We start from the raw sequence: 12,523 nt of genomic DNA, 5'->3' as shown, positions 1-12,523 counted from the left end.
CGCCGGCAGTGACACTTTCCCAGTGCTGCGGCACATCGGCGACCTCGCGCGTTCGGGGATGCCGGTGGCCGTCGTCGACGACCGCGGCCGGCGCCCCGGCATCCCGTACGTCGGGACCACCAACCGCGACGGCATGCGCGAGGCGACCGCCCACCTCACCGGCCACGGCCGGCGGCGCGTCGCCTTCATCGGCGGCCAGATGGACAGCGCCTTCGCCCAGGCCCGCTTCGAGGACTACCTCGACGCCCTCCGCGCCGCGGGACTGCCCTGCGTGCCCGAACTGGTGGCCCTGCCGGAGCGCACCGAACCCACCAGCGACGAGATCGCCGCCGTTCTCGCCGCCGAACCCGACGCCGTGGTGTGCGCCTGGGACGACATCGCCTTCGCGGTCCTCAGCCAGTTGCACATCGCGGGACGGCGGGTCCCCGACGACATCGCGGTGGTCGGCTTCGACGACGGCCCCGTCGCCCGGGCGTCGTTCCCGCCCCTGACCACCGTCCACCAGCCGTTCCGGCGCATGGGACGGGCCGCGGTACGGATACTGCTCGACGCGCTGGAGCGCGGCGACGTGCCCGCCAACGCCTCCGTACCCACGCAACTCGTCGTCCGGGAGTCGTGCGGAACGCACGCGTAGGCACCCCACCCCTCAGTTCTCGTACACCCCCCGTCTCCTCTTCCTCCGCCTCCGCGAAGAGGGCCGCGCGGTACCGCTCGAAGGAGAGCTTCAGCATGCCCGCCACCGATTCGCCCGAAGCCCCGCCCGTGTCAGCGCCCACCGGAGCCGCCGGTCCCGACACCGTCCCCAGGACCTTCGTCGCGGTCCACTTCCTCGCGCTGTTCGGTGCCTGGCTGGGGCTGCTCGCCCCGACCATGGTCTCGGTGGCGGTCAAGATCCAGGGAATGGACGGCGTGGACAAGGTGTCCGCGTTGTCCTGGGCGATGGGGCTCGGCGCGGCCGTCGCGATGATCGCCAACCCCGCTCTTCGGACTCCTCTCGGACCGCACCACGTCCCGCTTCGGCGCCCGCCGCCCCTGGATGGTGGCCGGCACCGCTCTCGGCATCGTCGGCCTGTCCGTCGTCGCCGGCGCGGCCACCTCCTGGCAACTCGTCCTCGGCCGGTGCCTCACCCAGGCCGGGTACAACGCGATCCCCGCCGCCGTCTACGGTGTGCTCGCCGACCAGGTGCCCGAGCGGCAGATGGGCACCGTCTCGGCGGTCCTGGCGCTCGCGTCACCGCTCGCTCTGCTCGCCGGCACCTACCTGGTGGACCTGTTCAAAGCCTCCACTCCGCTGATGCTGCTCGCCCCGGCCGTCGTCGGCGCCGCCCTGCTCGTGCCGTTCCTCGTCCACGGGCGCGACCGGCGGATCACCCGTGAAGAGACCACGAGGACAACCGTCCGCGACTTCCTGGGCCTCCTCGTCTTCAACCCGGTCAAGCACCCCAGCTTCGGCTGGGCCTGGCTCTCCCGTTTCCTCATGTGGGGCGCCTACGCCACGATCTCCACGGACATGGCCTACTACCTGTCGGACAGCCTCGGCCAGCACGACCGGCAGGTCACCCACTGGGTCTTCGTGGCCACCCTGATCACCACCGTGGCCAGTCTCGTCGCGACCGAACTCGCGGCCGACACCCGCCTCGGCATCCCCGTCACCGTGTCCACCGACCCCCGGCACGGCGTGTTCTCCTCCCCGGCCACCGGCCAGACGATGGAGCTGCTGTCCCGCTGGCCCGAGCACCCCGGCCTCGCCGCCCTGCCCGACGCCGAGCGGCGCGTCGCGAAGTACGCGGACACCGTCCGCCGGGAGTACCTCGCGCTGGGATTCCAGGTCGCGCTCGGCCCGATGGCCGACATCTTCTCCGACCCGCGCTGGGCGCGAGGCTACGGCACCTTCGGGGAGGACCCGGCCACCGTCGCCCGCCTCACCGCCGCCTTCATCAGGGGACTGCGCGGAAGCGACGACCTGGGCGCACACTCCGTCGCCGCGATCGTCAAGCACTTCCCCGGCGGCGGCCCGCAGAAGGACGGGGAGGACGCCCACGACCCCCGCCACCCCGACCAGGTGTATCCCGGTCACGCCGAGGCCCTCCACCTGGGCCCCTTCCGGGCCTCGATCGAGGCGGGCGTGACCCAGATGATACCTACTACGGCCGCCGATCGGAGTCGACGGCTGGGACGAGGTGGGCTTCGCCTCAACAAGCCCGTCGTGCAGGGCCTGTTGCGCGGGCGGCTCGGATTCGACGGCATCGTCCTCACCGACTGGAACGTCATCGACGGCACCCTCCTGGAGGGCCTGCCCTTCGGGCCCAACGGCTACGGCCTGGAGGCACTGACCCCGGCCGAGCGCATCGCCCGTGCCCTGGACGCGGGCGTCGACCAGTTCGGCGGCGATCACTGCTGCGCACGGGGCACGCCGGCTACCCGGACGCGCACCGCTGCACCACCGAGCGCATCGAGGGGCCCGCGGTGCTCAACGACATCGACGAGGCGCCGCTGTCCGCCAACGCGATGTCTTTGACCGAGCTGCTCGACCTGGTGGACCTGCCCGAGGTGAGCGCCCAGTTCGGCCTGGCCGCCTTCCAGTGCCTGGCCCTGGTGGGGGAGGCCATCTGACCTGAGGCACGCTCCGCCGCCCACCGGGTGAGTGACGACCCATCAGGCGTCCGGCGTGGCAGCGAGCTCCCTTCGCTGCAGCGCCGGACGCCTTCTTCGTGTAAACGCTTCCCCTTGCCGACTCGCTTCCTGTGAGTTCCTCACCAGTTACATCCCGAACTATTGACGCGTACCTGACCTGATGGTTCAGTCGCAATGTAAGCGATTTAACTCCGTGGTCACTTGGCTGACACATCCGTTGCGCAGCCGAAGCCGGTACTCGTCATGCCCGACCTCTCCGCACCGGTCGGTGACCGCAGGGCTGTCTGCTCCCCGTCGACGCACCCCACACCGCACCCGCCGACGTCCCCGTTCGTGCGGCCCCTCGCGCTCGGGAAGCACCCTTCGGTCGGCGGGCATGCGCCGCCCTTCTCTCCTCGGCACATGGCAACAAGGAGAACCCCACATGCACCACACACGACGACGGCGTGCCCGCCGGCTGACCGTCACCGCGTCCGCCGCGGCAGCGATGGTCCTCTGTCTGACTCGGCTGGACACCTCACCGGCAGCCGCACCCGCACCCGCACCCGCACCCGCGACGGCCCCGGTGGCCGCGCAGGCCGCCGCACCCCGGCCCATGGAGAACCTCGGCCGGGGCGTGGTGGCCGTACGCTCCAGCAGCACGGAGGTGCTGGTCAGCTGGCGTCTGCTGGGGCTGGACCCCGAGGACATCGGCTTCAACGTCTACCGTTCCACCGACGGGGGCGAGTACCTCAAGATCAATGACGCGGTCCTCACCGACCGCACCAACTTCGTGGACGGCACGGCCGACCTGACCAAGGCCAACAGATACCGGGTCCGCCCGGTGATCAACGGCGCGGAGCGCGCGGCGAGCGGGTCGTTCATCCTCACCGCCGACCACGCGCAGGAACCCGCGGTGCGTGTGCCCCTGCGCGACGGGGGCGCCGTGAAGTTCGTCTGGGTCGGCGACCTCACCGGCGACGGCATCTACGACTTCGTCATCGACCGCCAGACCTCACCCCAGTCGATCGAGGCGTACCGCGGTGACGGCAAGTTCCTGTGGAGCGCCGACCTCGGCCCCAACAGCGAGAACCAGAACAACATCGAGCCCGGCTCGTCGGCCGTCGACGTCGGCAACTGGGACGGCGTGACCGTCTACGACCTCGACAGCGACGGCAGAGCCGAGGTCGCCCTGCGCATCGCCGACGGGGTCACCTTCGGCGACGGCACCCAGTTCACCTACGGCGACGACGAGCACCAGTTCATCGCCATCCTCGACGGCCTGACCGGCGCCGCACGCGCCACCACCCCGGTGCCCGACGACTACCTGTCCGACGGGCCGATGGGCGCCCGCTTCGGCGTCGCCTACCTCGACGGCGTCACGCCCAGCCTGGTGGCGTTCATGAAGAACCGGCAGGACAGCGGCGACTTCAACTGCATGATCACCGCCTACGAGTTCGACGGCTCCAGCGTCAGCCGGCAGTGGAAGTGGAAACGCGGCGAGGGCAACGACGGCACGATGGCGGACGGCCACAACACCCGCGCCATCGACGTCGACGGCGACGGCAAGGACGAGATCGCCGAGATCGGCTTCGCCCTCGACGGCGACGGCAGCCTCCGCTACAACCTGGCCGGCCAGGGCATCGTCCACGGCGACCGCTTCGACATCGCCAAGATGGACCCGTCACGCAGCGGACTCCAGGGTTATGGCGTCCAGCAGGACAACGTCAGTGGCCTGCGCGAGTACTACTACGACGCCACCGACGGCACCATCATCTGGAAGCACAGCGGCGACGACGTCGTCGACGTAGGCCGCGGCATGGCCGCCGACATCGACCCGCGCCACTCCGGCATGGAGGTGTGGTCCTTCTCCGGCGTCTACAACGCCCGGACCGACCAGCTCACCGAACCGGACACCTCACTCGCCCCCTGGCCCCAGCTCGGCCTGTGGTGGGACGGCGACGTGACCCGGGAACTCCTCAACGCCGGCAAGATCGAGAAATGGGACCCGGAGAACCCGTCGTCCAGCTCCAGCCTGCCCCGACTGGTCACCACCTGGAAGTACGGCGCGGTCAACGCCGGCCAGGGAGTCCAGCCCACCTTCGTCGGCGACATCATCGGCGACTGGCGCGAGGAGGCGGTCTACACGAACGCGGACCACAACGAGCTGATCCTCTTCACCACGGACCAGCCGTCCGACACCCGGCTCTACACGCTCGCCCAGAACCCCGCCTACCGCAACGCCATGACCTTCAAGGGCTACATGCAGTCCCACCACGTCGACTACTACCTCGGCGCCGGCATGTCCGACCCGCCGCGGCCGAACATCACCTACGTCGGCGGATGACGGGCCGGGGTGCGGACAGCGGGCGGTGGGCTCAGTCGCCGGGTGCCCGCACCCCTCGGTCGTCAGCGGTTGAGCGCACGCAGCGCACGAGCGCGCCGTCGAGCGAACGGTGGCTGGTGATGCCGTCGTTGTAGCTGAGCCACCACCGCTGGGACCGGTCGGCCGCGTAGACGCGCCTGGACGCGGTACTCCACGGCGTCCGGCGTCGCGCCGAGGGCGCTCACCAGGTCGCCGCGCGTCAGCTCGCCCGCCGCCTCCAGCCACCACAGGGACCAGACGATCCTGTGCTCCTCGTCCAGTCAGCGCCCCGCCTGCACGAGCCGGCGGAACGGCGCGGACACGCGCGGGCGCAGGGTGGCCGGGTCGAGGCGTACCGCAGCGACGGCACCTTCCTGTGGTCCATGGACATGGGCGACAACAGTCTCGACCTGAACAACATCGAGGGCGGCTCGTCCGGTCTGGACACCGGCAACCGGGACGGCGTCACCGTCTACGACTTCGACGGGGACGGCAAGGCGGAGGTCGCCGCCCGTCCCCGTCGAGGTCGCCGACCCAGGTGAACTTGATCTCCGCGCCGTCGCGCAGGGGGACGCGGACGACGGGTTCCTGCGCGTGGTCGGCGGTGAGGGTGAAGGGACTGCTCGCGGTCCGCTCGTCCCCGTCGACGACCGGCCGGACCCGGTACCGGTTGTCCGCCGTGAGGTCGGCGGTGGTGTCGGTGAAGTTGGTGCCGCCGGTCAGGACGTCCGAGTTGAGCTTGGTGTAGGTGCCGTCGTCGTGCGTGCTGTTGCCGAGGGCTGGTCGGTGGACGCGTTGCTCAGGGGGGACAGATCGGTGAGCAGGGCGACGGACGCGACCACGGCGGCCGAGCCCATACCGACGGACCACCAGAGTGCCCTACGACGACGGTGCTTGGGGTGCACGGGGAGTTCTCCTGTTTGTGTCACGCGGGAACGACGCGGCGGTGCGTGTCGTGCCGTTCTCCGCGGAACGCTCGGATCGATGCCTTACGCATGGGAGACCTGATGCCGGCGCCGCCATCGCAGAAATCTCAGAACCTCTTTCAATGTGACGTGCATCACCACACAGGACGACATCGAGGGGACGGTGCGCCCGTGCGCTCGCGCGATGCTGGGCGACCTGCGGACACGGACGTGGCCCGGGTGACGGCTGCCGCGGACGGTGACCAGCGAGCTCTGGAGAGGCTGGTGGCCGACTACCTGCCGCTCGTCTACAACATCGTGGGGCGGGCGATGGACGGCCATCCCGATGTCGACGACGTCGTGCAGGAGACGATGCTCCGTGCCGTGCGCGGTCTGCCCGCGCTGCGTCAGCCGGACCGGTTCCGTTCCTGGTTGTCGCCATCGGCCTTCGACAGGTGCGTGACTGGTGGAGAGACCGGCAGAGCGGTCCGCGGACCGGCCTGCCCGAGGACGCCGTCGCACGGGCCGACCCGCAGGCGGACTTCGCCGACCTCACGATCCTCCGGCTCGACCTGACCGGCCAGCGCCGTGAGGCGGTGGAGGCGACGCGTTGGCTGGAGGAGACCGACCGGGAGACCCTCGCACTGTGGTGGATGGAAGCCGCCGGACAGCTGAGCCGCAGCGACTGGGCGGAAGAAGGCGGGCTCAGTCCCCAGCAGGCCGCGGTACGTGTGCAGCGCGTCAAGGAACGGCTGGAGGCGGCCCGCGCCGTGGTGCGCGCCTTGGCGACCACGCCTCGTCGTCCCGAGCTGACACGCACCCTCTCCACCTGGGACAGCCGCCCGGGTTCCCTGTGGCGCAAACGCCTGAGCCGCCACGTCTGTGACTGCCCGGGCCGCGTCGGCACCCGTGGCGGGCGCGAAGAGCGGTGGTGGTGCGGTCGCCGCCGGCACCGGGCCGGCCCCCCGGCCGGGCGGAGGCGGCGCGGGGCGTGCGGCGAGGACGGCGGGCCGCCTCACGCAGGGTCCCGTCATGGCGGTGGCCTCAGGGACCTTGGCGCTGGCCGGGGTCGGACTCTGGTACGGGCTCGCCGACCACGGGGCACCCCGGGCGGAACACCACGCGACTCCCCCGGGGACCGTGTCCGCCGCCCCGTCGGCGTCCGCCTCCGCACCGTCCCGGTCGGGCACTCCCTCGGCCGGCTCCTCCTCGCGGCCGCCGTCACCGAGCCCGACGTCGCCCGACCCCACCCCTACGTCCACCGTCGGCACTCCCACCGGGCTGCTCGGCCTGCACGCCCTGGAGGCGGCCGCACGGCCCGGCTTCTACGTGGGTGTGCGGGACGGGCGCGTGGTGCTGCTGGAGGCGGCGGACGGAGTGCCGCTCACCGACCAGCGGCTGACCTTCACGGTCGTCCCCGGCCTGATGGGCAGTGGCTGCTACTCCTTCCGGTACTCCGACGGTTCCTACCTGCGCCATGCGGGGGAGGAAAGGGACGGTCGAGGTGGGGTCCAACGACGACAGCGTCGTCTTCCGCGCCGACGCCACCTGCTGTGTCCGCAACGGTTCCGAGGAAGGTTCCAAGGCCCTGTTCGCCTTCAACAGCCCCTTCTCCTACCTGCTCCACCGCGACGACGACAAGGTGTGGCTCGACCCGGAGGAGGGGGCCGACGGCGCGTACGCGGACAGCAGGTCGTTCCGGTTCGTGAATCCTTGAGCCTGCTGCCGCACACCGACCCCCAGGGGCGCGACCGCTCCCTGGGCGTGCGGCGGGGTGTACTCGCGTGCGGTCCGAACGAGGTCAGTCCGCCGCCGCACGGGCACGGCGCGGTACGTTCCGCGACGGCGCCGCGACGGTGTCGCGGACGACGAGCCGGGTCCCCAGCAGGAAGTGCTGGGGCGTGCCGGGCGCGTCGCTCTCCAGCGCCAGGCGTACCGCGGTACGGCCCAGTTCCTTGTGCTGTACGTGAACCGTGGTGAGGCCGATGTCGGCGGCCGGCGGCAGGTCGTCGAAGCCGGTGAGCGACACGTCCTCCGGGATGCGCAGCCCCCGCTCCAGCAGAGCCTGCCGGGCACCCGCCGCGATCTCGTCGTTCGCCGCCATCACGGCGGTGAAGTCCCGCGGACCGGCGGCGAGCCGTTCGCTCATCATCCGGTGTCCCTCCTCGCGCTCCATGGTGCCGTCGACCTCCAACTCCGGCTCCAGCGGGAGACCGTGGGCCTTCAGCGCGGCACGGTAGCCCTCGATCCGGCTCTCCGGCGTGGAGTACCCGGCACGCCGGCCCAGGAACAGGACGCGACGGTGCCCGGCGTCGATGAGGTGGTTGGCCATGCCGAAGGCGCCGCTGGTGTTGTCGTACTCCACGACGATGGCCGGCACGTCCGGGCCGAGCGAAGGCCTGCCGCACAGGACCAGGTGGCAGCCGACCAGGGCGAGGGACCGGGCGTAAGAGGTCATGCGCTCGCGGTAGGCGTCGTCCACGACGACGTTTCCGACGAGGATCAGCGCCTCGGCGTGCCGCTCGCGCATCAGCCGCACCAGTGCCAGCTCCTGCTCGGCGTCGCCGCCGGTGGTGCCGACCAGACACACCCGCCCCGCCTTGGCGGCCTGTTCCTGCACTCCCTGGGCGACGTGCGCGTAATGCGGCGAAGCAACCGAGTTGACCACTATGGCCACGTTCTTCGGCTGCACACCGGCGAGTCCCCGGGCGTGCGGGTTGGCCACGTAGTCCAGCTCGCGCACCGCGCGCAGCACCTTGCTGCGGGTCGCGGGAGCGCTGGGGTAGCTGCCGGAGAGGATGCGCGAGACGGTGGCGACCGAGACGCCGGCGTGCTGTGCGACATCGCGGATCGTCGCCGGGCGGTCTCCGCCCTTCGGGGCGGGGCGGCGGACCATCCACCCTCCTGCCGTCGTCGTCGGTCGTGTAAGCGTTTCAGTCCGCGATTATGGCATGTCGGCATCTTTACCGTACCTGGGCGACGGTGGGGAGCCCTTCTCGTTCGGAGCGTCGGCTCTCCAGGCGCGAACGGCGGCCCTTTCGGCGCGTTGTCCCCCGGGAGATACGGTCGCCTGCTGTGTAAACGCTTCAACTTTGTGGTTCTGGTCGAGCGGGGTCAGTGGTGTGCGGCCCGCACGGACACCGTCCGGCTCCGTGGCCGGCAGGCGCAGGGTCGCGGTGGTAGGGGCCGGCACCTCGGCCCGGTAGGCCAGCGTCTCTATGGGAGACGCCCGTCCGCCGGCGTTCCTTCGGCCGGCGCGAGGCCACCCACCGGTAGTCCCGGACCGTCGAATACGCCAGGCCGACGTCCCCAAGTTGCCACTGGAGGCCGCTTACCCCGGCGCCCGAAGCAGCCCCACCGGCACCGAACGCGCAGGCTCGCACCCCGCCGGAGGGCGCGCGTCGCGTGTGCCAGGCCCGTTTGCGGCAGGCGGGAGAGCGGTGGACCGCGGAGAACGGGCGGTCGAAACCGACCGTCCACACCACCCCGCACTGAGGACACGAGGCCGTCACGCCGGCCTTCATCGCCTCGGTCCGAGCCCTCGCCCGCCGCGTCCGCCGCCAGTGCCCGGATCGACACGCGTCCTCGCGGAACGCCGCCGCCGACTTCGCCGACGGCATCAGCGGATCGTGTTCTTCGCGTTCCGGGCGAGAATTGGCCGACGTCGATGTGCGGCGGAACTCGCCCGGGGGTGCGGGGCTATTCAGCGGCGGTAGCGGCGGTGAGGATCCGAAGGCGGGTCAGGGTCTCGCGGATGACGTCCCGCAAGTCGCGGTTCTCGGTGGCGTCGCCCCATTGGCTGAAGGCGACGCGGAACACGGCGCTGCCGGTCTCGGCGGCCAGGCTGGCCTCGATGGTGCCGATACCTCGCTGCCGCAGGGCGTCGGTCAGCGCGGCTGTCAGGGCCGCCTGCTTGATCAGCTCGCGTTCGCGGAGATCGGTGTTGGCCGTGATCACTGCCTGGCGTGCCCGTGCGCGATCACGGTCGTCGCCCGCGAGCTGGGCCACCGCGTCGAGCACGGCAGCGACGACGTCCAGCGCCGATGCCGTGGGCGGCATCGTTTCCGCGACGTCCTGCACCTGCTTCGCCAGGTCGGCCGAGCCGTCGAAAAGTACCTCGCGTTTGTCGGCGAAGTACCGGAAGAAGGTGCGGGCGGTGACGCCGGCGCGCTGGGCGATGTCGGCCACCATCGTCTGCTCGAAGCCGCGTTCCGTGAACAGTTCCAGCGCGGCCTCGCGAAGTCGCTCTCTGGCCCCAGGTTCCCACCGTCCCATGCCGCGAGTGTAGGTGAGGTCATCTGGGGCCGTGCCACCGCTCGCTTGATGTCACCTAGTGACATCGAAGGTGCTAGAGTGACGTCACGAGGTGACATCACTTGGGGAGGCGTTTATGAAGCGGATCCAGTACCACCAGTACGGCGGTCCCGAAGTCATGCGACTGGAGGAGTTCGAGCCGGCCCGGCCCGGTAGCGGTCAGGTCCTGGTCCGCGTGCGGGCCGCGGCAGCCAATCCGATGGACTGGGGGCTCCGCAACGGCGCCTTGAAGATGGTGACCGGGCGGACCTTCCCCCGCGGGCTGGGCCATGACTTCGCAGGCGTCGTCGAGGCGGTCGGACCGGGCGTCACCCGACTCGGTGTCGGTGACGAAGTGCTCGGCGGAGCATCGATCAAGGCGTCGGGGGCCTTCGGCGACGTGGTCGTCGCCGACGAGAAGGCAGTCGTGAAGAAGCCTGCGCGTCTCTCCTTCGAGGAGGCCGCCGCCATTCCGACCGTCGGGCTCACCGCCTTCCAGGCCCTGACGAAGAAGGGCAACCTACAGCCTGGGCAAACCGTGTTCATCAACGGCTGCCTCGGCGGAGTCGGCCGAGCCGCCGCTCAGATCGCCTTGGCGCGCGGCGCCTCGGTGGGAGGCAGTTGCCGCGCCACCGCCGCGCAGGACGCCCGCGACCTCGGCATCGACCCGATCGTCGAGTTCGGCTTCGACCCGGAGGCGCTCAGCGGCCGATTCGACATCGTCCTCGACACCGCCCACACGCTGTCCGACAAAGGAGCGAAGCGGCTGCTCAAGCCGGGCGGGCGCATCATCGGCCTCCATCCCACGCCCGCGACGTTCGTGAAGGCCGCTCTGCCAGGCCCCTTCCGCGTCCTGGTCGCCCAGGCCTCGCCAGAGGATCTCGAGGAGGTCGCGCGCGCCGCTGGACAGGGCACCGTGCGGGTGCCGATCGCCCGCACGGTGCCACTCACGGAGGCCATCAAGGCGCTCACCGAACTCGAGCGCGACGGCACACCCAAGGGCGGCAAGCTCATCATCACGACCGACTGATGCTCACCTCTGGCCGGCCGTCGGCTTCACCCCCACTACAGGAGCTCTTCGAATGAGTGCACAGATCTGGGTACTCGGCGGCACCGGGCGCAGCGGCCGCACCATCGCGGCGCAGCTCGCCCGGCGCGGCCTGACGGCCGTCCTCGTCGGCCGGGACGCGAACCGCCTGTACGCCGCAGCGGAGCGGACCGGCAGCGAAACACTGCCGGCTCCTTCCCTCGCCACCGCCGCCTCGGAAATCCGGCAGCGACGACCCGGCGTGGTCGTCAACACGGTTGGGCCGTTCACCGCAACGGCCCCTGAGGTCGTCGACGCCTGCCGTGCCGTCGGCAGCCATTACATCGACCTGGCGAACGATGTCGCGGCGCTCTCCGCTGCGTTCGAGATGCACGACGCGGCCACCCAGGCGGGTCACACGCTGGTCACCGGCGCCGGGTTCGGCGTGACCGCCACCGAGAGCGTCGTGGTGAAGCTGTGCGAGGGCCGTCCCGCACCGCTTCGGGTCCGGGTCGACATGGTGCCCTCCATGGCGATGGAGGAAGGCACTGCCGGTGAAGCCTTGATCGGCACCCTCTTGGGCGGCCTCGAAGGCCGTCGGATCACTGATAGCCGTCTGGCGCCCGCCCGGATTTTCAGCGATGTGGTGCGTCTCACCCTGCCGGACAGATCGCAGGTGACCACGGCGAGCATGCCGTTGGGCGAACTTCTTGCGGCTCACCGGGCGAGCGGCGCCCGCCATGTCCTTTCGGCGTCCAGCGAGGCACCGTCCTCGCCCGTGATCCGGGCGATGATGCCGGCCGTGAGCACGCTCATGCAGTGGGAGCGACTGCGCTCGTTCGCCACACGCCGCCTCGCGCAGGTACGCGTCAAGGCGAAGGAACGGCCGCGTGATCACTCCTGGGGGCACGCCGTCGTCACCTGGGCGGACGGCGAGACCCGAGAGGGCTGGCTGCGCCTGGGCGACGCACAGGAGTACACCGGAGCAGTGTCCGCAGAGATCGCCCGGCTTCTGCTGGCCGGTGAGGGCCGGCCTGGCGCATACACCCCGGCCGCCCTCTTCGGCCCTGCCCTCGCCGAATCGTGCGGCGCCGAATACCTGCTGCCGGCAGGCGGCGTTCGTCGCGCATGTGGTCGGCGAAGAACGCGCACCGCGATCGATACTCCGAAGCACAGATGATCGCCCCCGACGAAGTACGGGTGGTGGCCCGCGCCGCGGTGAACGGTTCCGGTGACGGCGAGGGTCCCTTGGGGACCCGCGGGCGCGGACGAGTGGCCGGGCATCCGTGTTCCGGCCCCGGCCCCGGCCGGACGTCCGCG

General features: G+C 70.9%; 10 protein-coding genes and 2 pseudogenes. 10 read left to right on the top strand and 2 right to left on the bottom strand.

Features of this window, described 5'->3' with window-relative positions:
- The first annotated feature begins 22 nt into the window (after positions 1 to 22).
- The 8 genes and pseudogenes from ACFYWQ_RS14800 to ACFYWQ_RS14765 all read left to right on the top strand — a co-directional run bounded on the left by ACFYWQ_RS14800 (position 23) and on the right by ACFYWQ_RS14765 (position 7,600).
- Positions 23 to 634 carry a LacI family DNA-binding transcriptional regulator gene (locus ACFYWQ_RS14800; RefSeq protein ID WP_389516371.1) on the top strand — a complete coding sequence of 204 codons (612 nt, stop codon included), beginning with the start codon at positions 23 to 25 and terminating at the stop codon, positions 632 to 634.
- Between the two features lie 357 nt (positions 635 to 991).
- Positions 992 to 1,618, top strand: a pseudogene (locus ACFYWQ_RS14795) (MFS transporter); the annotation flags it as partial.
- Positions 1,595 to 2,518, top strand: a complete 924-nt coding sequence (locus ACFYWQ_RS14790) for a glycoside hydrolase family 3 N-terminal domain-containing protein (protein ID WP_389517397.1) — start codon at positions 1,595 to 1,597, stop codon at positions 2,516 to 2,518. The pseudogene ACFYWQ_RS14795 and the gene ACFYWQ_RS14790, both read left to right, overlap by 24 nt.
- A 540-nt stretch (positions 2,519 to 3,058) precedes the next feature.
- The gene (locus ACFYWQ_RS14785; RefSeq protein ID WP_389516369.1) at positions 3,059 to 4,960 is read left to right on the top strand and encodes a hypothetical protein; all 1,902 of its coding nucleotides are present in this window, start codon (positions 3,059 to 3,061) and stop codon (positions 4,958 to 4,960) included.
- A gap of 284 nt (positions 4,961 to 5,244) precedes the next feature.
- Positions 5,245 to 5,520 carry a hypothetical protein gene (locus tag ACFYWQ_RS14780; protein WP_389516367.1) on the top strand — a complete coding sequence of 92 codons (276 nt, stop codon included), beginning with the start codon at positions 5,245 to 5,247 and terminating at the stop codon, positions 5,518 to 5,520.
- A gap of 648 nt (positions 5,521 to 6,168) precedes the next feature.
- Positions 6,169 to 6,459, top strand: a complete 291-nt coding sequence (locus ACFYWQ_RS14775) for an RNA polymerase sigma factor (RefSeq protein ID WP_389516365.1) — start codon at positions 6,169 to 6,171, stop codon at positions 6,457 to 6,459.
- A gap of 456 nt (positions 6,460 to 6,915) precedes the next feature.
- Positions 6,916 to 7,305, top strand: a pseudogene (locus ACFYWQ_RS14770) (hypothetical protein); the annotation flags it as partial.
- 82 nt (positions 7,306 to 7,387) lie between these two features.
- On the top strand, positions 7,388 to 7,600 hold the full coding sequence (locus tag ACFYWQ_RS14765) for an AbfB domain-containing protein (protein ID WP_389516363.1): 213 nt from the start codon (positions 7,388 to 7,390) through the stop codon (positions 7,598 to 7,600).
- An 84-nt stretch (positions 7,601 to 7,684) separates the two neighbouring features.
- Here the strand turns inward: ACFYWQ_RS14765 and ACFYWQ_RS14760 are convergent, their stop codons facing one another.
- Both ACFYWQ_RS14760 and ACFYWQ_RS14755 read right to left on the bottom strand, forming a co-directional pair.
- Complete coding sequence (locus tag ACFYWQ_RS14760) at positions 7,685 to 8,779, bottom strand: LacI family DNA-binding transcriptional regulator (RefSeq protein WP_389516361.1); 1,095 nt, start codon at positions 8,777 to 8,779, stop codon at positions 7,685 to 7,687.
- Positions 8,780 to 9,582: 803 nt separating this feature from the next.
- The gene (locus tag ACFYWQ_RS14755) at positions 9,583 to 10,158 is read right to left on the bottom strand and encodes a TetR family transcriptional regulator (RefSeq protein WP_389516359.1); all 576 of its coding nucleotides are present in this window, start codon (positions 10,156 to 10,158) and stop codon (positions 9,583 to 9,585) included.
- Between the two features lie 115 nt (positions 10,159 to 10,273).
- Here ACFYWQ_RS14755 and ACFYWQ_RS14750 point away from each other — a divergent pair, with 115 nt between their 5' ends.
- On the top strand, positions 10,274 to 11,206 hold the full coding sequence (locus ACFYWQ_RS14750) for an NADP-dependent oxidoreductase (protein WP_389516357.1): 933 nt from the start codon (positions 10,274 to 10,276) through the stop codon (positions 11,204 to 11,206).
- A gap of 52 nt (positions 11,207 to 11,258) precedes the next feature.
- Positions 11,259 to 12,383, top strand: coding sequence for a saccharopine dehydrogenase NADP-binding domain-containing protein (locus ACFYWQ_RS14745; RefSeq protein ID WP_389516355.1), 1,125 nt, complete (start codon positions 11,259 to 11,261; stop codon positions 12,381 to 12,383).
- Positions 12,384 to 12,523: the final 140 nt, after the last annotated feature.

Origin of the sequence: Streptomyces sp. NPDC003247, from assembly GCF_042888135.1 — a bacterium.
Classification (GTDB): domain Bacteria; phylum Actinomycetota; class Actinomycetes; order Streptomycetales; family Streptomycetaceae; genus Streptomyces.
This window is presented reverse-complemented; position numbering and strand designations above follow the sequence as displayed.